20 protein-coding genes, 3 tRNA genes and 1 pseudogene are annotated in these 22,844 nt (G+C 38.8%); 14 read left to right on the top strand and 10 right to left on the bottom strand.

Features of this window, described 5'->3' with window-relative positions; translation table 11 throughout:
- From DTA23_RS26845 to rocD, 4 genes are all read right to left on the bottom strand, one after another.
- A partial coding sequence (locus DTA23_RS26845) for a carboxypeptidase-like regulatory domain-containing protein (protein WP_146753215.1) occupies positions 1–227 on the bottom strand: 227 nt, incomplete at its 3' end.
- Positions 228–433: 206 nt separating this feature from the next.
- A complete protein-coding gene (locus DTA23_RS26840; protein ID WP_172462524.1) occupies positions 434–2,002 on the bottom strand; it encodes a tetratricopeptide repeat protein in 1,569 nt (522 codons plus the stop codon).
- A gap of 255 nt (positions 2,003–2,257) precedes the next feature.
- On the bottom strand, positions 2,258–3,223 hold the full coding sequence (locus tag DTA23_RS26835) for an arginase (RefSeq protein WP_112376510.1): 966 nt from the start codon (positions 3,221–3,223) through the stop codon (positions 2,258–2,260).
- A gap of 3 nt (positions 3,224–3,226) precedes the next feature.
- A complete protein-coding gene (gene rocD, locus DTA23_RS26830; RefSeq protein WP_112376509.1) occupies positions 3,227–4,486 on the bottom strand; it encodes an ornithine--oxo-acid transaminase in 1,260 nt (419 codons plus the stop codon).
- A gap of 121 nt (positions 4,487–4,607) precedes the next feature.
- Between rocD and DTA23_RS26825 the strand changes: the two genes are divergently transcribed.
- On the top strand, positions 4,608–5,060 hold the full coding sequence (locus tag DTA23_RS26825) for an Lrp/AsnC family transcriptional regulator (RefSeq protein WP_112376508.1): 453 nt from the start codon (positions 4,608–4,610) through the stop codon (positions 5,058–5,060).
- A gap of 52 nt (positions 5,061–5,112) precedes the next feature.
- Here the strand turns inward: DTA23_RS26825 and DTA23_RS26820 are convergent, their stop codons facing one another.
- Positions 5,113–5,298, bottom strand: coding sequence for a hypothetical protein (locus tag DTA23_RS26820; RefSeq protein ID WP_046673540.1), 186 nt, complete (start codon positions 5,296–5,298; stop codon positions 5,113–5,115).
- Positions 5,299–5,506: 208 nt separating this feature from the next.
- Between DTA23_RS26820 and DTA23_RS26815 the strand changes: the two genes are divergently transcribed.
- From DTA23_RS26815 to DTA23_RS26805, 3 genes are all read left to right on the top strand, one after another.
- Positions 5,507–5,749 carry a hypothetical protein gene (locus DTA23_RS26815; protein WP_046673541.1) on the top strand — a complete coding sequence of 81 codons (243 nt, stop codon included), beginning with the start codon at positions 5,507–5,509 and terminating at the stop codon, positions 5,747–5,749.
- A gap of 84 nt (positions 5,750–5,833) precedes the next feature.
- Positions 5,834–6,487 (top strand): NAD(P)H-binding protein, encoded by a 654-nt coding sequence (locus DTA23_RS26810; protein WP_112376507.1) that lies wholly within the window; start codon positions 5,834–5,836, stop codon positions 6,485–6,487.
- Between the two features lie 91 nt (positions 6,488–6,578).
- On the top strand, positions 6,579–7,991 hold the full coding sequence (locus DTA23_RS26805) for an alkaline phosphatase (protein WP_112376506.1): 1,413 nt from the start codon (positions 6,579–6,581) through the stop codon (positions 7,989–7,991).
- Positions 7,992–8,034: 43 nt separating this feature from the next.
- Here the strand turns inward: DTA23_RS26805 and DTA23_RS26800 are convergent.
- The 3 genes from DTA23_RS26800 to DTA23_RS26790 form a co-directional block, all read right to left on the bottom strand.
- Positions 8,035–8,107 (bottom strand) — tRNA-Thr (locus tag DTA23_RS26800).
- A 33-nt stretch (positions 8,108–8,140) separates the two neighbouring features.
- Positions 8,141–8,213 (bottom strand) — tRNA-Thr (locus tag DTA23_RS26795).
- 34 nt (positions 8,214–8,247) lie between these two features.
- Positions 8,248–8,320 (bottom strand) — tRNA-Thr (locus DTA23_RS26790).
- A gap of 271 nt (positions 8,321–8,591) precedes the next feature.
- On the opposite strand from DTA23_RS26790, the gene clpB reads away from it, so the two are divergent.
- Positions 8,592–11,192 (top strand): ATP-dependent chaperone ClpB, encoded by a 2,601-nt coding sequence (gene clpB, locus DTA23_RS26785; RefSeq protein WP_112376505.1) that lies wholly within the window; start codon positions 8,592–8,594, stop codon positions 11,190–11,192.
- Between the two features lie 58 nt (positions 11,193–11,250).
- Here the strand turns inward: clpB and DTA23_RS26780 are convergent, their stop codons facing one another.
- Complete coding sequence (locus tag DTA23_RS26780) at positions 11,251–11,745, bottom strand: TlpA family protein disulfide reductase (RefSeq protein WP_112376504.1); 495 nt, start codon at positions 11,743–11,745, stop codon at positions 11,251–11,253.
- A gap of 157 nt (positions 11,746–11,902) precedes the next feature.
- On the opposite strand from DTA23_RS26780, the gene purN reads away from it, so the two are divergent.
- Positions 11,903–12,475, top strand: a complete 573-nt coding sequence (gene purN, locus DTA23_RS26775) for a phosphoribosylglycinamide formyltransferase (protein WP_112376503.1) — start codon at positions 11,903–11,905, stop codon at positions 12,473–12,475.
- 244 nt (positions 12,476–12,719) lie between these two features.
- On the opposite strand, the gene DTA23_RS26765 is transcribed toward purN, so the two are convergent.
- Positions 12,720–13,952: an MFS transporter gene (locus DTA23_RS26765; RefSeq protein ID WP_112376617.1), complete on the bottom strand. Its 1,233-nt coding sequence runs from the start codon at positions 13,950–13,952 to the stop codon at positions 12,720–12,722.
- A 91-nt stretch (positions 13,953–14,043) separates the two neighbouring features.
- On the opposite strand from DTA23_RS26765, the gene DTA23_RS26760 reads away from it, so the two are divergent.
- The 8 genes and pseudogenes from DTA23_RS26760 (at position 14,044) to DTA23_RS26725 (ending at position 22,781) form a co-directional block, all read left to right on the top strand.
- Positions 14,044–14,541, top strand: coding sequence for a PaaI family thioesterase (locus tag DTA23_RS26760; RefSeq protein ID WP_070563819.1), 498 nt, complete (start codon positions 14,044–14,046; stop codon positions 14,539–14,541).
- Between the two features lie 40 nt (positions 14,542–14,581).
- Entirely contained in the window at positions 14,582–15,004 is a 423-nt protein-coding gene (locus DTA23_RS26755; protein ID WP_112376502.1) for a transposase, read from the top strand.
- 101 nt (positions 15,005–15,105) lie between these two features.
- Positions 15,106–15,753: an SCO family protein gene (locus DTA23_RS26750; protein WP_112376501.1), complete on the top strand. Its 648-nt coding sequence runs from the start codon at positions 15,106–15,108 to the stop codon at positions 15,751–15,753.
- Position 15,754: 1 nt separating this feature from the next.
- A complete protein-coding gene (locus tag DTA23_RS26745) occupies positions 15,755–16,174 on the top strand; it encodes a c-type cytochrome (RefSeq protein ID WP_112376500.1) in 420 nt (139 codons plus the stop codon).
- Positions 16,175–16,468: 294 nt separating this feature from the next.
- On the top strand, positions 16,469–17,056 hold the full coding sequence (locus tag DTA23_RS26740; RefSeq protein ID WP_158638758.1) for a TetR/AcrR family transcriptional regulator: 588 nt from the start codon (positions 16,469–16,471) through the stop codon (positions 17,054–17,056).
- Positions 17,057–17,064: 8 nt separating this feature from the next.
- Positions 17,065–18,390 (top strand): TolC family protein, encoded by a 1,326-nt coding sequence (locus DTA23_RS26735; RefSeq protein WP_112376499.1) that lies wholly within the window; start codon positions 17,065–17,067, stop codon positions 18,388–18,390.
- Positions 18,391–18,416: 26 nt separating this feature from the next.
- Complete coding sequence (locus DTA23_RS26730; RefSeq protein ID WP_112376498.1) at positions 18,417–19,574, top strand: efflux RND transporter periplasmic adaptor subunit; 1,158 nt, start codon at positions 18,417–18,419, stop codon at positions 19,572–19,574.
- Positions 19,575–19,612: 38 nt separating this feature from the next.
- Positions 19,613–22,781 (top strand): annotated as a pseudogene (locus DTA23_RS26725) (efflux RND transporter permease subunit).
- The last annotated feature ends 63 nt before the right edge of the window (positions 22,782–22,844 follow it).

The raw sequence follows: 22,844 nt of genomic DNA, 5'->3' as shown, positions 1-22,844 counted from the left end.
GCCATATGCTTGATATGGACCTTATCCACACCTGCAGATAATCCTTTGAATTCAAACGAACCATCCAATTGTGTTTTGGTCGATAGCCCACTTTGTTCCAAGAAAACTGTTGCACCAGCAATAGCTTCACCAGTCTGACCATCCAATACCTTACCTTTGATTTTGGTCGCATAAGCAGCGCTGACCGAAATACTGGAGGCAAGTAATACTGTTAAAAAGTTTTTCATTTTGCTTAGATTATTATGAATCTTTGATTGTTGTCGCAAAGATGGCAGCCAACTTTAATCACACAAAATATCGAGCGTTACAATGAGGAAACAAGGTAGAAAGTGGGCTATACAGTAAGGAAACAAGCACTACTAAACAACTAATAAACAGCAGTTTAAATGCAATTTAAGCGCCATTAACATTCTATTACTCCTGTGTTAAAAAATTATGAAATCCCAACAAGATAGCCCGCGAGGTCCTCTCCTTGTTCCAGTCTTAGTTTTTTTCGCAATCGATGTCTGGCAACACGAAGGCTATCTTGTGATATGCCCAATAAGACGGCAATATCGATATTATTCAAATTTATTTTAAGCAATGCGATTAACCGCATATCCGCTGCCGTCAAATCTGGAAATCGTTGAATAAGTTTTTCAAAAAAGCTGTGATGCACCTTTTCGAAAGTTCCCATAAACTCTTTCCAATGAATACCCTGTGTGATATTTTCATTGATCTGCAACACCAACTTCTGCATCTGTCGTTTTTGATCCCGGCGTTCGTCCTTAACCATACCTTTCAGTTCATCACGAAGTTCTTCCAAAAATTGATTGTTACGGATTAAATTTAAGGTATGGGATGTCAATTCCTTTTGCTTGAGCGACAGTTCTTGTTTGAGCTGCTTATCTTCAAGCAACTGGTTTTTAAGTGCAATTTCGGTCAACTCGCGTTCGGCCTCCTGTTTTCGGGAATCGGAGATCTGGTTTTTAATCTTAATTTTCTGGCGACTATGCAATACATAGGATAACACAATTAACAAAATTAAAACTACGATTGTTCCCCAGAGCATGATTAAGTTGATTCTTTTGGTTACTTGTAATTTCTCGATCTCTTCGGCTTGTTGATTCATATCGTAGAGTGCCTGAAAAAAAGCAGTATGGCGAGCACCATCCACACTATAAAGCTCAAGCACCAACTTACGGCTCTTTTCTGCATAAAAATAGGCGCTATCCATCTGCTCGCGCAAGGCGTAGGTCCTACTCAAATCTTTTGTCGTAGCAGCCATTTGATACACATCACCCAAATTTTCCGCCATCTGATAAGCCAATTGCGTGAGTTTGATACTTTCTGGATATTTATTGGTCTTCCTAAAAATATCGCCCATATTATTTATGACCACAATTTTTCCATAATTGTCTTTTGTTTCCGTATAGAGGGTACGTGCTTTTTCAAAATGAAAAAAAGCGCTGTCATATCTTGCAAGATCTTCATAAATACTGCCTAAATTTTCATGGATCTTAGCTTCTCCATTTTTATTCCCAATACTGCTATAAATGGACAAAGCAAGATTCTGGTAGACAAAGGCGGAGTCGTAGTTCGCTTCCTTTTCAAATAAATGACCTATATTCCCTAATGTACCTGCCTCTCCATTTTTATCCCCTTCTGTTCGGAAAGAATGTAGCGCCTTGTTAAAATAAACTTTCGCTAGATCATGTTGTTTGTTGAAAATATTAAGCTCCCCGATATCACTCCAATTCGAAGCAAGATGCTGTTTTGAATTTAATTGCGTATAGATTCGATCAGCTTGAAAATAGTAGTCCTGCGCCTGTCCATAATGCCCCTGATTAACACATAACCATCCAATCGCCTGTAAACAATTGGCTTGTAATAATAAGTCTTTATCCGTAACAGCTTTTGCATAACGTTTTTTTACGAGCATAATTGCAGAATCCGGATGGTTTTGACTTAACGCCCTGATATCTTTAAAGGATTTAACCTGCGCAGTACCTGGCTGCCACAAAAAAAGCTGTATAAAAAAAAGTAGAAACAAAATAATTTTATCAGAAATCCTCATATTTCATGTAAATAATCGAATTGCAAATGTACATGAAACATGTTAACACAATATTAAATCACATAGAGTAATACGAGTTTTAACATAAGGAAGCCTGACTTATTTTTATCCACCAAGCTCAACGATATACTATTAAAAAAGCCCTTTTATTGACGATACACATCAATAAAAGGGCTTGAAAATAGACAATCCCAAAACCGGTTAATTACTCGATTTCAATTCAATGAGCGGAGTGATCCGTTCTAATATATCAAATGCCACCTCTGCCATTTTATTACCTTTATTGTCCAATAACGGATTAACTTCAACAATTTCAAAACAAATTACCTTACCAGATCGGATGATCTCTTCTAAAATCAACACAATCTCCCTTGGCAAAAACCCCTTCGGTACTGGTGTTCCCGTGCCATCCGAGATCAATTCACTATCCATGCTATCCACATCAAAAGAGATATAAACCATATCACATGCTTCTAGGATTTTCAATGCTTCAGCCACACAATCGGTTATTCCCCGCTGTCTGGTATCTTCCACACGATAGTTCTTAATGCCAAGTCGTTCAATGACCTGATCTTCCGGTTCTTCCGTATCCCTTACACCAAAATAAATCAAATGATTGGATAGTATTTTACCTACTGGGCCAGCTATTCGTTTTAGTTTATTCCAAAATTCTTGTGTCGATTCGTCTATTTCATTGATTTTACATGGGATATTATCCTCATTCAACATCGCCGCTAAAGGCATTCCATGCATATTACCAGAAGGTGTTGTGTGCGGAGAATGAATATCGGCATGCGCATCTACCCAGATCACACCGAGTTGTTTATCAGGATAAGCGGACTTTATACCACTAATCGTCCCCATTGCGGAGGAATGATCCCCTGAAAACACCAATGGAAAATTGCCGGAAGATAAGCTATCTTCAACGGTAGAAGCTACTTGTTTGCATTGTTCATAAATCTGCTGAATATGTTTCGCAAAAGGATGATTATCATTCTGATAAATGGAGCTATTTCGAGTCGGCACATCAACAAATGGATAGTTAATGAAATATTGACTTCCTTTATTAATTGCAGCTATCTCGATGGCGTCGATGCCCAGATCTGAACCCCTAGTCCCTGCTCCTATATCCGATCTGTTTTTGATCAATTCAATCATTTTCTCCATACACTATTTCCAATTAGTCAACGATCGCTCAATGATCCCTAAGCAAGTCTCGACTTGCTCTTTTGTAATAACCAGCGGCGGAGCCAATCGAATTTTGTTACCATGTGTAGGCTTCGCTAAAAGTCCATTTTCTTTAAATTTGAGACAGATATTCCAGGCCAAATCACTTTCTTCATCCGCATCAATTACAATGGCAGTCAATAGCCCCTTTCCTCGCACTTCTGTAATTAACGTGCACTTAGCAGCAATCTGACGCAATCCATCCAAAAACAAGGCTCCCATCTGAAACGCCCGTTCCGTCAAATTTTCATCCCGCACAACATTTAACGCTTCCATAGCCACTGCACAGGCCAATGGGTTCCCACCATAAGTCGAACCATGTTCGCCCGGTTTAATACACAACATAATGGAATCATTTGCCAACACTGCCGATACCGGCAATACACCGCCCGATAAAGCTTTCCCTAAAATCAGAACATCTGGTTTGCTTTGACTCTGCGCATCATCAATAGCATAGGATGCCAACATACTTCCCGTCCGAGCAATACCGGTTTGGATTTCGTCTGCAATAAACAATACATTGTATTTTGTACATAATTGTCTCACGTGCATCAGATAATTCTCATCAGGAACAACAATACCCGCTTCGCCCTGAATTGGCTCAACGATAAAACCGGCGATATTTTCATCTGCTTTGAATAACTGTTCTAGTGCATCAACATCATTATAGGGAACGAGTACTATGCCATCTAAAAAGGGACCAAATTGATGTGTTGCAGTACGATCATTGGATGCCGATATCACAGAGATTGTCCTACCATGGAAATTGTCCTTGGCAAAGACAATTTTCGCTTGATTGGCTGCTACACCTTTCACCTGATAGGCCCATTTACGACAAAGCTTCATTGCTGTTTCCACAGCTTCAACGCCCGAATTCATCACCAAAGCCTTATCAAATCCAAAAAGATGACAAAGCATTTCTTCAAAATCACCCAGTTTATTATTATAAAATGCCCTGGATGTTAATGTTAATTTCTCGGCTTGCTCTTTTAAAGCGTGTACAATTCGTGGATGGCAGTGTCCTTGATTGACAGCTGAATATGCAGATAAGAAATCAAAATAAGACTTTCCATCAACATCCCACACCATAACTCCTTCAGCTCGTTCCAAGACGACCGGAAGAGGATGATAATTGTGCGCTCCATATTTTTCTTCTTTGGCAATGAACATCTCGCCCTTACCTTGTTTAGCTACTGTACTCATAATTCAGTTTTTTCTAATAACAACAAATATACAATATTTACTTTTTTATTGACTGAAAAATAAAATTTAACACTAAATTAGCGTAGAAATATTAAAATTAACTTTTAAACCGCTTTCTACAATGAATAATATCGATGACTTTGATCTACAGATTTTAAAATATTTAGACGAAGATGGACGGATGGCCTTCTCTGCAATAGCAACAGCTATGGGCGTATCCAATACGATGATCCATCAACGAATCAACCGATTGACGGAACAAGGAATACTAGCGGGTATAAAGCCTGTATTAAATGAAAAAAAGCTAGGCTATGATTGGGGTGCTTTTACAGGGCTAAGTTTAGAAAAAGATCATGACTCGAGCCGAATTATTGAAGAACTTAAGAAAATACCAGAAGTTACAGAATGCTATTACATTACGGGCAATTACACGCTATATGTAAAAATTATTGCTAAGAACCACGAACATATGCGACAATTGCTTTATGAAAAAATCGATAGCATTCCAGGAATTGCAAAAACAGATTCCCTTATTGAATTAGGCTGTGCCTTCAAGCGAAATATTATATTCTAGTACAAGGCAACAACCGACGGGATCCTGAATATGATTTTTCAGGGTCTCCACGTTATTTACCGATATTTGCCAACTCTTCTTCCGTCCAATAGATCAATTCGCGCAAAACATACACATTTTCATAACTTCCCAATCCATCGATATAATCCCACAAATCACCTTCAACTTTCACAGGTCTTCCATGATGAAGTATGTCATATCCATTGTCCAACCAATTTTGTATCTGCTCTTTATCCATCGTTATCAAAACTTATTGTTAATTATCTTTAAAATGACTATATCAAATATAATGTATTTTACGATGGCTACCCACATCTGTCTAAAAGAAACTCAAATTTCAACAACTTTTTGACATAGCCTTTATCACAATTCAATAAGTTCTCGCGCTAATTGACAAATTTTAAAAAGAAAAAAAGTATATTCGTATAACATCAAATATCATTGTTATGGCAGATTTTTTCTACGTTGGATACGAAGGTGAAGACGAATTACTCGAACTGGTAGCTGTATCTACTATTCAATCCCTCCTCTATTTTCAGGACGCCGATCAAGAGGATTTTACGACAATAAAAACCGCTATTGATCAAAATTTTATCGTCGAAGAAGACTTGATTACCGTCGCAGACACCCTCCGATTGGATCAATCTATTGTTCGCTTTACTCCTGGCAAGCCTAATTATAAAGATTAATTGCATGCTCAATCATCTCGGCAAATAACGCTCAGTAAAGCAATTAATACAAGATAATTAGTAAAGAAAAGAAGTAAGGAAATAATGAAGGTAGTTTTAATAGGCGGTTCTGGCGCTACAGGAAGGGCGCTCGTTCAATTGATGTTAAAATCTAAGGAAATTACGGAAATCGTAGTGCTTTTAAGACGTGTCTCATTTGAGGAGCACATTAAATTGAAACAGGTTATCGTAGATTTCGAAAATCTAACGGATTTTGAGCAAGTGATACAGGGCAATGTCGCAATTTCCTGCCTTGGCACCACATTAAAAGACGCAGGCAGTAAAGATGCACAATGGAAAATAGATCATGATCTTAATTTGCAATTTGCGGCATTGGCTAAAAAAAATGGTTTTCCTACCTTTCTCTTATTATCGGCTGTTCTTGCGGATCCTGCATCAAAAATTTTTTATAACCGCATGAAAGGAAGCCTTGAACAGGATGTTAAGGCACTTGATTTCAATCGGCTTATTATTTTCCAGCCTGGAGGACTAATCCGACCAAATACAGATCGCTTGGGTGAAAAAACAGCTATAGCTGCCCTTCGTATCTTTAATACAATAGGATTATTCAAAACATACGATCCTCTTTCAGTAGGACAAGTTGCTATGGCAATGTTAAAGGCGATCAATCACTACAAAACAGGTATCCATACAGTAACCGTGAAAGATATCCAGAAACTAGCAGCAGAAACCAGTTGAAACAAGTAAAAAAACAATTCATAATATTGAATTAACAGTAAGCTAATCCTAAGGCTGTAATTTGTGTTTTTTTAAAATAACAACCATTCAAATGAAAAAACACGTTTTATTTCTGTTTCTCCTCGTTTTTGTACATGTTTTCCCCTCTTTTGGCCAAGAAGCAAAATACATCTTTTATTTAATTGGTGATGGCATGGGCCTCAACCAGGTTAATCTCACCGAAATTCATCAAGCTGAAGTACAGCATAAAGATAACCCCATCCCACTTGTGTTTACCCAATTTCCTCATGTTGGATTTGCCTCCACACATTCACTCTCCAATGGCGTAACGGACTCAGGCGCTGGAGGTACCGCATTAGCCGTTGGAAAAAAAACCAAAAATGGCGTTATCGGTATGGATAGTACAGGAACTGTCCCCTATAAGAGTATAGCTTATGCCGCAAAGCAAAAAGGAAAGAAAGTCGGTATTATTACAAGCGTCAGCATAGACCACGCTACCCCGGCTTCATTTTATGCGCATCAAGCAGACCGCGACATGTATTATGAAATCGGTAAAGAAATTGTCACTTCCAATTTTGATTTTTTTGGCGGATCCAATTTTCTCAAACCCGAAACAACATTTGATCATAAAAAGGCGCCATCGCTTTTCCCCATATTAGAAAAAGCCGGCTATAAAGTGCTTAAAGGAAAAGATGCTTATGCACAACTACCAAATAAATCAGATAAGATCATATTGATGAATTCAGATGGCAGTCCTATAGATGCCCTTAAATATGCCATAGACCAAAAGCCAAATGATTTAAAATTGGCAGATATCACATCTGCAGCTATCACTTCACTGCATAAAAACAATACAAATGGTTTCTTTTTAATGATTGAAGGTGGAAAAATTGATTGGGCATGCCATGCAAATGATGCGGCTACAACGATTCAGGAAGTATTGGATTTCAATGCCTCCGTACAACTCGCCTATGATTTTTATAAAAAATTCCCAAATGAAACACTTATAGTCGTTACAGCGGACCATGAAACAGGAGGATTAGGTGTCGGTAATGGAAGTTCTTCGCTGAAAACAAAATTCTTGTCCCACCAAAAAACCTCGCATGCAGAACTTTCGAACGCAATAGGCAACCTTCGTAAGAATAATCCAAATGCAACATGGGACGATCTCAAGAATCTCATTGCTGCTCAAACTGGTTTATTTTCCAAAATTACAATCCATGAAACTGATCGTAGTGCTTTAGAAGCTGCCTATCAAAAAAGCTTTGTCGATCACCAAAATGAAACCGCAAAAAGCCTTTACGCAAGCGACGACAAAATAGCCGCACTGAGTATTTCAATCTTAAATCGGATGGGATCAATAAGCTGGGCCTCTAACAACCATTCGGCCGCCTATGCACCGGTATATGCGATCGGTGTTGGCTCCGAGCAATTCAGTCAGAAAATGGATAACACAGATATACCAAAGAAAATCGCTACAGCAGCAAAACTTAGTTTGGACTAAACAAAAAAAAGATCCCTAAGAAATCTTGGGGATCTTTTTTATGAGCCTCTTATCGGAATCGAACCAATGACCTACTGATTACAAGTCAGTTGCTCTACCAGCTGAGCTAAAGAGGCTTTCAAATGAATTTTAATGAGTGTCGCTCAAAGAGCCTCTTATCGGAATCGAACCAATGACCTACTGATTACAAGTCAGTTGCTCTACCAGCTGAGCTAAAGAGGCTTTTTAAAGAAGTTTAATGCATGTTGCTTAAAAGAGCCTCTTATCGGAATCGAACCAATGACCTACTGATTACAAGTCAGTTGCTCTACCAGCTGAGCTAAAGAGGCGTTACTTCTTTTCAATCTTATAACGTCTGACCGTTTTAAGATGCTGCAAATATCGAAAGCTTAAACCAAAAATGCAAGTCGATTTCAAGAATTTTATACCCTGCTAAGCCAATTATTTAAAAATCAAGCGCATTATTTTTGACAACTGAAAATTTGTCATGATTCAATAAAAATTATTGCCATTTTTTCCGAAGTATAGCTTAAAACCCGAATGGCACTTCAATTGTTATAACCAATATGTATCAACGAAACTTTAAATAAGAGAATAAAAATGAATTTTAACAACTATACAATTAAAGCCCAAGAGGCTATACAAAAAGCTTCCGAAATTGCGGCTGGTCATCAACAACAGGCTATTGAGACAGCGCATATTTTAAAAGCTTTACTCACAGTGGATGAAAATGTTGTCAGCCACTTATTAAAAAAGTTAAATGTCAACATCAGCTATCTCGGGACTGAACTTGACAAACAAATTGAAGGTTTTCCGAAGGTTAGTGGCAGCAATATTTATTTAAGTAGCGATGCCAACAATGCACTTCAGAAAGCACAGGGCTATCTCAAAGAATTCAATGATGAATTTGTCTCGGTAGAGCATTTATTATTGGGTATTCTGGCAACTTCTGATAAAACCTCAACATTATTTAAGTCACAGGGCGTTACAGAAAAAGACTTAAAGACCGCCATAAAAGAATTGCGCGGAAACAGTCGGGTAACTGATCAAAATGCGGAGGCCACCTACAATGCTTTGGGAAAATATGCCCGAAATTTAAATGAATATGCCGAATCCGGAAAATTGGATCCTGTGATTGGCCGTGATGAGGAAATTCGACGTGTGATGCAGATACTCTCCCGTCGTACCAAAAACAACCCGATACTTGTCGGTGAGCCTGGGGTTGGTAAAACGGCTATCGCGGAAGGTATTGCTTACAGAATTATTAAAGGCGACGCACCTGAAAACTTAAAATCTAAGATTGTATTTTCCTTAGATATGGGCGCTTTGGTTGCCGGAGCTAAATATAAAGGTGAATTTGAAGAACGTCTAAAAGCGGTTGTAAAAGAAGTTACCGATTCCAATGGAGACATCATACTCTTTATCGACGAAATCCATACATTGGTGGGTGCTGGAGGTGGTGAAGGTGCAATGGATGCGGCTAATATCCTCAAACCGGCGTTAGCTAGAGGTGAACTACGTGCAATTGGAGCGACAACCTTAAACGAATACCAAAAATACTTTGAGAAAGATAAAGCATTGGAGCGCAGGTTCCAGAAAGTTATGGTTGAAGAACCTGACACGCAAGATGCCATTTCCATTCTCCGTGGCCTAAAAGAACGCTACGAAACACACCATAAGGTACGCATTCTGGATGAGTCTATCATTGCTGCCGTGGAATTGTCACAGCGCTATATTGCCGATCGTTTTCTACCAGATAAAGCGATTGATTTAATTGATGAGGCAGCATCCAAATTGCGCCTTGAAATGGATTCTGTACCGGAAGCTGTCGATGAGCTTGAACGTCGTATCATGCAATTGGAAATTGAGCGTGAAGCTTTGAAACGTGAAAATGACGATAAAAAAGTTGCAGAACTATCGGAAAGTATCGCTAATCTATCTGCAGAAAGAGATACGCTGAGAGCATCGTGGCAAGAAGAAAAGAGTCTTGTTGACAATGTCAATCAAGAGATTGAGAATATTGAAAACTACAAACTCGAAGCTGAGCAGGCCGAACGTTCCGGAGACTATGGAAAGGTAGCAGAACTTCGTTATGGGCGAATTAAAGAAGCGCAAGAAAAAGTGGACAAACTAAAGGCTGAACTCGCCGAAAAACAAGAAAGTAAGCGTATGCTCAAAGAAGAAGTTACTTCAGAAGACATTGCTGATGTTGTTGCAAAATGGACGGGCATACCTGTGAGTAAAATGATTCAATCAGAACGCGAAAAATTATTGAATCTAGAAGAAGAGCTTCATAAACGTGTCGCCGGTCAGGATGAAGCAATAGAAGCTATTTCCGATGCCATTCGTCGATCACGTGCTGGATTAAATGATGCGAAACGGCCAATAGGATCGTTCATATTTTTGGGGACTACCGGAGTCGGAAAAACCGAACTTGCAAAAGCACTTGCCGAGTTCTTATTTGACGACGAACAATCCATGGTTCGTATTGATATGTCGGAATATCAAGAACGACACGCCGTGTCTCGTTTAATCGGAGCGCCTCCAGGATATGTCGGCTATGATGAAGGCGGACAGTTGACTGAAGCAGTCCGAAGAAGACCCTATTCTGTTGTTTTGTTAGATGAAATTGAAAAAGCTCATCCCGATGTATTCAATATCCTATTGCAGGTATTGGATGATGGCCATCTTACAGACAACAAAGGTCGTACGGTAAACTTCAAAAACACCATTATCATCATGACCTCCAATACGGGGTCAACCATTATACAGGAGAATTTCAGTCATCTGACCGATGATAATAGGGATGAAATTATCGCCAAAACACGCAATGAGGTCTTCGATCTTTTAAAACAGTCGATTCGCCCCGAGTTTTTGAACCGTATCGATGAAGTGATTATGTTTACGCCATTAAGTCGAGACGAAATTGGAGATATTGTTCGTTTACAATTTGCACATGTTCAGAAACAGCTGGCCGAACAAAATATATTCATTACGGCTTCTGATGAAGCAATGGATTGGTTGGCACAGCTTGGTTATGACCCAATTTATGGGGCTAGGCCACTAAAACGTGTTATTCAAAAACGAATTTTAAATGAACTGTCAAAGGAAATTTTATCCGGAAAAGTAAATCGCGATTCGATTATTCGTCTGGATGTATTCGACGGTAAATTTGTGTTCATCAATAAACAAGAACAATAAAAAAAGAACGTCCGACAGTACTGTCGGACGTTTTTTTTTATTGTTAATTTTTAAACATTTAACCTGTAATACCTAAAGCTTTTAACAACTTGTTTACATCGTCTTCGCCGTCCAAATGCTGTACCAATACTTTGGTTTTTGCATCATAGATATAGAGCGATGGGTAATTGCTTGGCTTAAATTTTTCAATAAATTGAGTTCCAGCATCAAACAAGAATTTGACATTTGGGGCACTTTTCAATGCCTTCGCATGCATATTAATAAATCCATCGACATAAGGCTTATCATTCATGGAGATAAAATAGAAGGATATATTCTTGAATTTGGACAAATTGCGTGCGATACCAGCCCCCATTTTCTGGCAATGGCCACAACCCGGGTCGTAAAAATCCAACACAATATAGCCCGATTTTGGAAGCCTGTCCGAATTAAACTTGCTGGCCTGATAGACCTCCTCAAAAGTAAACGATGGAAGTGTTTTGGGCGCCTGTGCAAAAACAGGTTTAAATAAGAAAAATACACTTACAAAAAATAGGGAACAAAGGAACCTCATGTTAAAGAAATTTAAACCAACAGTGACTATTCAATTAATTTTAATCAATAATACTTAAAAATGCGCTTCAGTCAACTATTATTTTAGTTTTTTTACAAAAAATCCGTAAGTTTGGGCTAATTTTTAAATCGATCAAATCTATTAATACTTATTAATCGTGAAAAAACGAATTGCTATTTTTGCTTCAGGTTCAGGGTCCAATGCTCAAAAAATAATGGAACATTTCAAGTATTCAGATGAAGCTGAGGTTGCCTTGATTTTATCCAATAACCCTGATGCTTACGTTATTCAACGAGCCGACAATTTTGAAATACCTGCACATATATTTGATCGTGACGAATTTTACAAAACCGACAACGTTGTCAATATTCTTAAAAACTTAAATATTGATCTGATTGTTTTGGCGGGTTTTCTTTGGCTCGTTCCAAATAACCTGCTGAAAGCATTTCCAAATCAAATTATAAATATACATCCTGCTCTCCTACCAAAATACGGTGGCAAAGGTATGTATGGTGACCATGTACATAAAGCCGTTTTGGCCAATAAGGAAGAGGAACATGGCATTACGATCCATTTCGCAAATGAACATTTCGACGAGGGGGAAATTATATACCAAGCACGATTCAAAGTGGATCCCAACGATACTTTAGACATTATTAAATTTAAAGGACAGCAACTCGAACATCAGTACTTCCCTAAAACAATTGAAAATCTGATCAAAAAAATGTAAAAACAATTCTATTATTTAGAATTGTTTTAAACAAATTGTAACTTTGTATTATGAACGAAGTTATTGAATCTGTGTTGGAGATCGATGAGTCAGAAAATAAAGCTGGGTTGTTTCAGTTTCGGAATACGGCTATGAACCCTTTTTCTGACTTTTCTTGTGCCTGCTTTAAAAAGTGTTGCAAAAAATATAAAGAAGGCAAACGCTGTAAAAAATGTCCGGGACGAAAAAAATAGCTATTTATTGACTACTCTTCCAGGTAGTCTAAATCTTTATCAAAGCTTTCTTCTAACTGGCTCAACGAATAAATTGCTATACCCGAAAGAACGACAACCATTGTAATTGCTGCTGTCACAATTCCAAATGCATTTACTAGAAGTCCATATAGCATTGTTGACGGAATGAGTGCACCCCGTACAAAATTGGGGGCCGTCGTTGCGACAGTTGCTCTAAGATTTGTACCAAATTGTTCCGCTGAGATAGTCACAAAGGTTGCCCAATACCCTACTCCTAAGCCTATTATAAAGGCAAGGCTTAAAAACTTCGTCGCTGTAATACCATCACTCAATAAATACCATAGTGAGCTTCCAATGATAATTAATTGACATATAAACACCACTTTTTTGCGGGATTTTAAAATCTGTGCGAATATTCCTGCCAGTACATCCCCGATAGAAATACCGATATAGGTAAACATCACCCCTTGACCAGCACTCAGTGTACCTGCAGCCCCCAAGGCCTTGCCGATCTCCGGAGCTTGAGTAACCAAAACACCGACAACAAACCAGATTGGAAGACCAATGCATAGACAGTTGACATACCGTTTTAAGCGGCTTTTATTTGTGAAAAGCATGCGAATATCCCCTTTCACAACACCCGATTTATCTTGCTCCTTAAATAATCCTGATTCAAAAGAGCCAATGCGCAACAATAGCAACAGTAAGCCCATTCCACCACCGACAAAGTAGGCCGTCCGCCAGTCAAATTCTTCCGAGACAAAATAGGCCAATATAGCGCCTAAAACACCGACACCGGCAACCAACATGGTCCCATAACCGCGTTTTGATTTATGCATACTTTCAGAAACCAGGGTAATTCCCGCCCCCAGTTCTCCAGCCAAACCAACGCCCGCTATAAAACGAATAATACCATACATAAGCACATCATGTACAAAACCATTTGCAATATTCGCTACAGAGTATAAAAGAATCGATCCAAAAAGCACTTTTAAACGTCCAAATTTATCCCCTATAATCCCCCAAAGAATTCCACCCAACAGCAAACCGCCCATTTGCATATTGAGCACAAATTCACCTTTTACCCGCATCTCTTCCGCAGGGACGCCAATATCAGTGAAGGACTGAATACGGACGATGGAGAAAATAATCAAATCGTAGATATCGACGAAATAGCCCAGTGACGCAATCATAACCAGTAACCACACTTTTTTATTGGGTTGTTTTTCTTTTATTGTTGACATTTTAGGTTTTTTGATCTGTAAAAATACCATAGTGAAGCTATAAAACCAAGATTTCGAAAAATAATCCGACACATTGTTTTATTTTTGCATCATGAGATATAGTCCACTTGCCTTAACATGGCTATTACGTATTTACCCGCCCTTTCTATTTCAAGGAATCTGGGTAAAAAAAATTAGTCCTGGCTTCCAAGGTGCCAAAGTAAAAATATATAAAACACCATTCAACATCAATACCAACAAAACACTCTTTGGTGGAACAATCTTTTCTGCAGCAGACCCCATCTTCCCTATCCTAATCGACCAATACCTTCAAAAAATTGGCTTTAAGAAAACCGTTGCTTGGTTAAAATCATCACAGATCACCTTTAAGAAACCCGGCAAAACCAGCGTGGAATATTCTGTGCAACTCTCAGAGGAAATCCTTGAAGAATGTGCCCATATTATCCGCACAAAAGGCAAAGTAGTAAAGGATTTTACCCTGGAAATTAAAGATAAGTCTGGTGACCTCTGTGCCACGGTACGTTGTGAAACCTATATTCGTGACTTGAATTTTACATTCCCTTCCAGAAATCGAAATATTGAGCCATAAGAAATTAATATATTTGTCCAATTACCAAAAAACATAAAACATGAATAAAATCGCGTTTGTAGCTATCGCATCCTTGGCAGTAGCAGCATGTGGAACCCAGGGAAATGGTGCAACAGGTGTAAAAGCCCTGCAAGATTCAACTATTAAGATACATGATGAAATTATGCCTCAAATCGCTCATTTCGACCGCGATGTTGTTAAGATAGATTCTATTTTGGCAAATTTAAAAAACCTAAAGACAACTAAGGCTGATTTAGACACCAATTTAACAAAAAAAGAGCTAAGCACATTGAAAGCTAATTTAGAAAGTGCTACAGACCATATGATGGACTGGATGAAAGGATATAACCCAGATTCAACAGATGTTAAATATTTTGAAACAGAGCTTCAAAAAGTAAGTGATATGAAAAAAATATTTGATAATGTTGCTAAAGAAAGCCAAGACAAATTAAAGAATTTTTAAATCCAAAAATTCAAATAACACAGTCCGCCCCTCTTTAGGTTAACATTAAGTTGTTCGTGTAAAGATGGAATCAAGCTTTAACAAACAAAACTATTAAATACATGAGATCCATAACTAAATTTTACTGCGCAACTGGTCTTTTACTCGGTTTATTTTCCTGTAAAAACAATAGCCAGACAAGCTTACCCATCTATGGCGAAAGAGAAGCTGTAGAAAAAACAGTTGATGGAAAACAAATCGTAGATACAGTCTATCATACTATTCCGCCTTTTAAACTGCTCAATCAGGATAGTACAATGATTTCAGACAAAGATTTTGAGGGCAAAGTATATATCGCCAACTTCTTCTTTACCCATTGTCCAAGTATCTGTCCGACGATGAATCGCAACCTATTAAAGATATACCAACAATACAAGGATAATGAAGAAGTTCGTTTCCTGTCCCATAGTATAGACTTTAAATACGATCAACCCTATGTACTGAAAGATTATGCCAATAAATTGGGTGTAATCAATAATCACTGGCAATTTGTTTCGGGGACTAAAGCAGAAATATATGGTCTAGCCAATCAATACCTGGTTTATACCGCTGAAGATAAAAATGCACCTGGAGGTTACGATCATCAAGGATACCTTGTCTTAATAGATAAGGATAAAAGAATTCGGGGTGCCTACGACGGCACAAACGATGAGCAGGTAAAAAAATTGATGAACGATTTACCTTTACTCTTGAGTGGGGCTAAAAAATAACATGCGCATTCTCTTAACAACAAGTATAACGATCGGGGTTATTTTATCGATCTTGATTGGTTGTCAGCAGGAAGTTGATATCAAAACGGCACAATATGCGGTTAATGGTCAAAAGGTATACCGAACACATTGTCAAAATTGTCATGGAGAGAAAGGCGAAGGATTGGGAAATCTCTATCCTCCCCTAACCGATACCACCTTTCTGCAAACCCATCGTCAAGATCTCGCTTGCATTATCAAGAACGGAACTTCAGGAGAGCTTGAAGTAGCAGGCAAAAAGTTTAATAATACCATGCCCGCTTCAAATCTTTCTGCAATTGATATCGCTTATGTATTAACATACATCAATACCAAGATCAATAAAGGAAAGAATCTATATCCTCTGGAAGAAGTGGAGAAAAATTTAAAAAATTGTAAATAGAAAAAAGCGTTGGTTTTATAAGCCAACGCTTTTTTTTCTATGCAACCGATCCACCTCCTCTAAGAAAGATCTTCGGGCCAATCTGCAAGCGACAATCAAGCTACAACCCTGGCACTCTTGGCACTACATCCCCCCCGCCCATCAAAAAAAATAAAAAGTTGAAAACAATTTCACCTTTTTTTCCTTATTGTATTATTGGTTCAAATCGTTTTATATTTATTGATTTATAACAATATTCTGACATTTTGGATCCAAATTAATCGTTAATTTTGCAACCGAATGAACGTTCGATTGATGAATTCCAATGAAAAAATTGCGGCAGTACTTGCCAGCACACTAAAACTTATACAAACAAACGGCTTCCATGGAACGCCGATGAGCAAAATCGCACAAGATTCTGATGTAGCAATAGGAACTATCTACCATTATTTTCCATCAAAAGATGACCTAATCTTTGCACTGTTCAAACATTGTAGAACATTACTGAATGATTACATTTTTGATGGTATAAAAGATGATTTCGATTATAAAGATTCCTTTATTCATATCTGGCGCAACTTTGTCAAGTTTTATTTAGAAAATGGGCATATCTTCAGTTTTTTTGAACAGTTTTTTTCGTCTCCTTATTACGAGAAAAACAAAGCTGAGATACAAGAACCTGTAGGTGGACAAAATAAAGTTGTTGATTTTTTACAAGAAGGCATTGACCGAAAAATATTGAAACAGGTAGACGTCCATCTTTTGGTGGCCAGTTATATCGGTGTAGCCTTATCGACTGTTCACAGTATCAAATTTAAAGATCTCAAATTCTCTGAACAGAATGTAGAAGATTTAATTGGGATTATTTGGGATGGAGCTATTAATAGAGAAAAAAATAATTAATTACATATATGAAGTTTAATAGAATCGTTTATTCCTTGGCGGCCCTATCGCTTTTGAGTAATACAGGATTTGCACAACAGCAATCTGAAAACTTGCCGGCAAATGCAACACTTCAGCAGCTGATTGATTACGCCTTACGTAATCAAATCGCTGTAAAACAAGCGCAATTGGACGAGACCATCGGTGAAAAGGATATTGACATCTCTCTTTCAGGTTGGTATCCACAATTGGGTCTAAAAGGAAGTTATAATTATAATGTCATTGTTCCATTAGCAAATATTGGCGGAAATAATATCAAAATGGGGCAGAACAATGCAAGTGCATTAACGCTTCAAGCAGATCAACAGATCCTAAATCCAGAGCTAATGCAGGCGAAGAAAGCGGCAGAATTGGTACGTCTTGGCAATAAACAAAATACGGAGAACAAAAAGATCACCGCTGTTGTAGAGGTCAGCAAAGCCTATTATGATATCCTAACTTCGGAAGAGCAGATCAAGATTGTACGAGAAAATATCGCTCGCCTCCAAAAACAATTGAAAGATGCAAAGTCTCAATACGATGTGGGCTTAGTCGATAAGACCGACTATAAGCGAGCACAAATTGCTTTGGCAAATTCGAATGCAGACGAGAAAAGAACGGTTGAGCTTCGCAAATATAAATACGAATACCTCAAACAATTGCTAGCTTTGGATAAAAGCAAAAATTTGACGCTATCCTTTGACAATAGCAATATGGAATCAGAAATTTTGTTAGACACAACTGCTGGAATAAATGTCTCTAATCGAATTGAATTCCAACAATTGGAAACATCCAAAAAAATCCAGCAGTTGAGCACGCAATACTATAAATGGACATATTTACCAAGTGTAAGTGCTTTTTATAATTACGCTTTCAACTATCGAAATGATAAATTTAGTAAACTTTACTCCGATAATTTCCCGGGTTCAGTTGCCGGCCTAAATGTTTCTTTTTCAATTTTCGACGGATTTAAACGTAAAAAACAAATCAATAAGTCCAGATTGCAGGAAGAAAGAATTGACTGGGACATCAAAAATTTAGAAAATAGCATTAACACAGAGTATTCGCTGGCAAGAGCAACCTATAATGCTAACTTAAATGATTGGAAAACAGCTAAAGAAAATGTGGAACTCTCCAAAGAAGTATACGAGACCATCAAACTTCAATATGACGAAGGTATCAAAACTTACCTCGATCTAATGACAGCAGAAACTGATCTCAAAACAACGCAACTTAATTATTTGAACTCCCTCTATGCACTATTATCAAGTAAATTAGATGTTCAGAAAGCAGTTGGGGCAATCCACACAAATTAATCAATAAACGGAAACTAATACAAATCATGAATAAAAGACAATTATTATTCGCTTTCTTCCTTGGGACGGCATTAGTATGGACCTCTTGTGGAAATAAGGATGCAAAAAAGCAAGGTGCAGCACAGGCTCAGGCTGAAAAAGTTGTTCCTGTCAGCTTTGGCGTAGCATCACATGAGATTGTTACAGGTACAATCAGCTATCCAGCAACAGTCAAACCGTTGAACGAAGCAGATCTATATGCGGAAGTAAGCGGCTATATCACCAAAATATATGTTTCTGACGGCGCAGTAGTTTCCGCAGGACAAGCGCTTTATGAAATTGATGGAACACGCTACAATGCGGCTGTCCAACAAGCTAAAGCAAGCTTACAGGTAGCAAAAACGGATTTGGACCGGCAAAAAAGAGATCTAGCGCGCTACCAAACATTAGCCGATAAAGATGCGATTGCGAAGCAGGTATTTGACAATGCAGTTTCGAATGTAGCCGCTTCGCAGGCACAGGTAGAGTCTGCTCGTGCAGCTTTGGTCACCGCGAATACAAACTTATCGCGTTCGACCATTCGGGCTCCTTTTAGTGGTACCGTAGGAATATCACAGGTACGTTTGGGCGCCTTGGTCAATCCAGGTACGACCCTATTGAATACCTTGTCTTCAACTAGCCCAATAGCTGTTGAATTTCAGGTAAATGAAAAGGATATTACCAAATTTACCAAACTGCAAAGTAGCCATTCATCATCCGATCTTTCTCTTGTATTGCCAAATGGAAGTACGTATGAAGGTAAAGGGACAATCACAACCATCGACCGCGCAGTTGACCCTGCAACCGGGACGATCAAAGTGCGCGCTACTTTCCCCAACAATGCCAACGAATTGCGGGCCGGTATGAATATTACGATGAATGTATCGACAACCTCAGCTACGGAAGAAGTTGTGGTTCCTTACAAAGCCGTTTTCGAACAGCTTGGCGTATTTAACCTCTATACCGTAAATGATAGCAGTAAAGCTGAAATTCGCCAAGTAAAATTAGGTATTAAAGCCGGTGACAAAATTGTGATCAAAGAAGGTGTTAAAGATGGTGAGAAAATCGTTGTCGATGGTGCCATGAATGTCCAAAATGGAGTTAAAGTAGTTGACGCTGCTGTCGCTGCCCAACAGGCTGCAAAAGGCGCTCCTCAAGGAAAATAATACCATTAATTTTTTAAAGAGAATCTAAAAGATATAGAATGATTTCAGAAGTATTTATTAAGAGGCCAGTTACCGCAATCGTTATTTCGATATTGATTTCAATTATCGGGATCATTGCAGTATCTACATTGCCAATTAGCCAGTATCCTTCTATTGCACCTCCAACAGTAACGGTTACAGCCAATTACACGGGAGCGGATGCACAGACGGTTGAACAAACCGTGACTACTCTTATTGAGAGTCAGATCAATGGTACACCTGGCATGATTTATATGTCGTCCAATAGTACGTCAAATGGTCAAGCAACAATTACCGTGACCTTTGAAGTGGGAACAGATATTGATATCGCGACCTTAGACGTCCAAAACCGCGTAGGAATTGCTGAACCAGCCCTTCCGGAAGCGGTAAGACGTTTGGGGATTACAACCCGTAAAGCCAATAACGATATCTTGATGTTGGTTGCTTTAACTTCACCAAAAGGAACTAGAAGTGAAAATTTCTTGGCCAATTACAACAACTTATACGTTAAAGATGCACTTTTGCGTGTGAAAGGCGTCGGTGATGTAACGGCTTTCGGGCAACCATTCTCGATGCGCGTGTGGCTTGACGCAAATAAATTAGCCAACCTGAGCATGACTCCTGCTGATGTATCCACAGCAATTGCCGAACAAAACTCCCGTATACCTGGTGGTAGCGTTGGTGGACGTCCACAAGAGTCTTCGACGGTATTTGAATATCCGATCATTACCGATAGTGATCTTTCAAATCCCGAGGACTTTGAAAACATCGTTGTAAAAACCAATAAAGATGGATCTATCGTACTCTTAAAGGATGTTGCGCGTGTTGAATTGGGTCAATTTAATTATGGTACATCATCTACCGTAAATGGTATGACTTCATCTGCGATGATGATCAATCAAACCCCAGGAGGAAATGCCGTAGAATCCGCAAAAGGTATTGTCGATGCTTTGGAAAAATTAAAGAAATCTTTTCCAACGGATGTAGATTATACGATCAGTTATGAGACGGTGTCGGTTGTGAATGCCTCTATTTCTTCGGTTATCCACACCTTGGTTGAAGCATTGATTCTGGTAACGGTCGTGGTATTTTTCTTCCTTCAAAGCTGGAGAGCAACATTAATTCCCGTACTGGCAATCCCCGTATCCATCATCGGTACTTTCATCTTTTTCCTAATGTTTGGCTTTTCGGTCAACAACCTGACCATGCTTGCCTTTGTATTGGCCATCGGTATTGTGGTGGATGATGCCATCGTTGTGGTGGAAGCCGTCCAGCACTATATCGACCATTATAAGCTGGATGCAAAAGAAGCGACACGTCGTGCCATGGGCGATATCACTGCTCCGGTTATTGCAATTGCATTAATTTTGGCTGCAGTATTCGTTCCGGTTGGTTTTATCCCTGGAATGGTTGGTAAATTATATCAACAGTTTGCAATCACCATTGCAGTATCCGTTATGCTGTCTGCATTTATCGCACTTTCGTTAACCCCGGCATTATGTTCAATTTTATTAAAGCCGACAGCAGTACATGAAGGCGCTAAAGGTTTGAATAAATTTTTCTACAAATTTAATATTTGGTTTGAAAAAGTGACCATCAGGTACTCAAATGGTGTAAAACAGGCTATCAAAAAAGCACCACTGGTATTGATCATTCTGTTGTGTATTTTTATCGGAACAGGCTGGATGTTTACAACCAAACCAACTGGATTTATTCCTTCAGAGGATGGTGGTGCATTTTTCGCCGGTATTACATTGCCAGAAGGTTCTTCTTCTGCGCGTACAAATGAAGTTCTTAAAGAGATTGAAGCCGATCTACACAAGACATTTCCAGAAATCAAGTATGTTACTGCAATTTCCGGTATCAATATTTTGAACCGCGCGTTTAAATCCAATGGTGCAACAGTGTTCGTTTCGCTTAAACCTTGGGAAACCCGTACACGCACGGCAAACGATATCGCTGGTATGATTATGGGTAAATACCAGGGCTATACCAAAGCAAGGGTGTTGGCGGTAACGCCACCAGCAATTCCGGGTCTAGGTACATCTGGAGGTTTCTCTATGCAGGTACAGGATTTACAGACGGTAAATATCAAAGATTTCGAAGCGACAGTCGGCAAATTCTTGATGGCTGCCAACCAACGTCCAGAAATTGGCATGGCTTATACCCTATTTAATACCAACTCTCCCAACTACAAATTGGAAGTGAACCGCGAACAGGCAAAACGCATGGGCGTGCCTATCTCCAGTATTTATTCGACGATATCATCCTATTTGGGTAGTAGCTATGTGAATGATTTTACAAAGTATGGTCGTAGTTACCGTGTCGTCACACAAGCTGATATCCCGTACCGTATGAATATTGAAGACATCAACAAATTGTATGTCAATAATGTGTCGGGAAACCCTGTACCGATGGTACGCTGGTTAAGTATGAATTGATGACTATGCCTTCGATCATCAATCACTACAATATCTTTAGAAGTGTAGAGATCAATGGTAGTTCGGCCCTGGTTACTCATCAGGAGATGCTTTGAAAGCCTTACAAGAAGTAGCTGCACAAACATTACCAGAAGGTTTTGACTATCAGTTCTCCGGTCTGTCGCTGCAAGAGATGCAATCGGGATCAAAAACTGTCCAAATTTTTGCGTTGTGTATCCTGTTTGTGTTCTTGCTTTTAGCCGCACTATACGAAAGTTGGTCTGTACCATTCTCTATTTTATTATCTGTTCCTTTAGGTGTATTTTGGGCCATATTAACCCTAACATTAATCCCTACATTGGATAATAACATCTATGCGCAGATTGGTCTGGTCACCATCATTGGACTTGCTGCCAAGAATGCGATTCTAATCGTAGAGTTTGCTAAGGAACGGGTTGATATCGGGATGAACCTTTATGAAGCGACATTAGATGCTGTAAAATTGCGTCTACGCCCAATTATCATGACGTCCTTTGCCTTCATCTTGGGGATTATTCCATTGATGCTATCTCATGGAGCTGGAGCAATTTCTCGCCAAACAATCGGTTGGACGGTATTTGGTGGTATGACTGCAGCCACACTCCTAGCGATCTTTATCGTTCCGGTACTATTCGTTGTGATTACACGTATGGCATACGGTAAGAAAAAATTGGCTGAATTAGAAGCGAATTTCGATGAAGAGAAAGCGAAAAATTTAAGTTCACACTAATTATACGCTGCCTCCGTGAAGAATCCCCACGGAGCTAACAGCAAGAAGAAGCTGTCTCAAATT

The sequence above is a fragment of the Sphingobacterium multivorum genome, assembly GCF_900457465.1.
GTDB lineage: Bacteria > Bacteroidota > Bacteroidia > Sphingobacteriales > Sphingobacteriaceae > Sphingobacterium > Sphingobacterium multivorum.
Note: the sequence above shows the minus strand (reverse complement) of the source record. Positions and strands in the feature narration are given on the sequence as shown.

Bases quoted from the DNA above. Each gene is read 5' to 3' on its own strand.
- DTA23_RS26835 (WP_112376510.1), bottom strand. From the start codon at position 3,223: ATGGAGAAAATGATTGAATTGATCAAAAACAGATCGGATATAGGAGCA.
- rocD (WP_112376509.1), bottom strand. From the start codon at position 4,486: ATGAGTACAGTAGCTAAACAAGGTAAGGGCGAGATGTTCATTGCCAAA.
- DTA23_RS26825 (WP_112376508.1), top strand. From the start codon at position 4,608: ATGAATAATATCGATGACTTTGATCTACAGATTTTAAAATATTTAGAC.
- DTA23_RS26820 (WP_046673540.1), bottom strand. From the start codon at position 5,298: ATGGATAAAGAGCAGATACAAAATTGGTTGGACAATGGATATGACATA.
- DTA23_RS26815 (WP_046673541.1), top strand. From the start codon at position 5,507: ATGGCAGATTTTTTCTACGTTGGATACGAAGGTGAAGACGAATTACTC.
- DTA23_RS26810 (WP_112376507.1), top strand. From the start codon at position 5,834: ATGAAGGTAGTTTTAATAGGCGGTTCTGGCGCTACAGGAAGGGCGCTC.
- DTA23_RS26805 (WP_112376506.1), top strand. From the start codon at position 6,579: ATGAAAAAACACGTTTTATTTCTGTTTCTCCTCGTTTTTGTACATGTT.
- clpB (WP_112376505.1), top strand. From the start codon at position 8,592: ATGAATTTTAACAACTATACAATTAAAGCCCAAGAGGCTATACAAAAA.
- DTA23_RS26780 (WP_112376504.1), bottom strand. From the start codon at position 11,745: ATGAGGTTCCTTTGTTCCCTATTTTTTGTAAGTGTATTTTTCTTATTT.
- DTA23_RS26765 (WP_112376617.1), bottom strand. From the start codon at position 13,952: ATGTCAACAATAAAAGAAAAACAACCCAATAAAAAAGTGTGGTTACTG.
- DTA23_RS26760 (WP_070563819.1), top strand. From the start codon at position 14,044: ATGAGATATAGTCCACTTGCCTTAACATGGCTATTACGTATTTACCCG.
- DTA23_RS26755 (WP_112376502.1), top strand. From the start codon at position 14,582: ATGAATAAAATCGCGTTTGTAGCTATCGCATCCTTGGCAGTAGCAGCA.
- DTA23_RS26750 (WP_112376501.1), top strand. From the start codon at position 15,106: ATGAGATCCATAACTAAATTTTACTGCGCAACTGGTCTTTTACTCGGT.
- DTA23_RS26745 (WP_112376500.1), top strand. From the start codon at position 15,755: ATGCGCATTCTCTTAACAACAAGTATAACGATCGGGGTTATTTTATCG.
- DTA23_RS26740 (WP_158638758.1), top strand. From the start codon at position 16,469: ATGAATTCCAATGAAAAAATTGCGGCAGTACTTGCCAGCACACTAAAA.
- DTA23_RS26735 (WP_112376499.1), top strand. From the start codon at position 17,065: ATGAAGTTTAATAGAATCGTTTATTCCTTGGCGGCCCTATCGCTTTTG.
- DTA23_RS26730 (WP_112376498.1), top strand. From the start codon at position 18,417: ATGAATAAAAGACAATTATTATTCGCTTTCTTCCTTGGGACGGCATTA.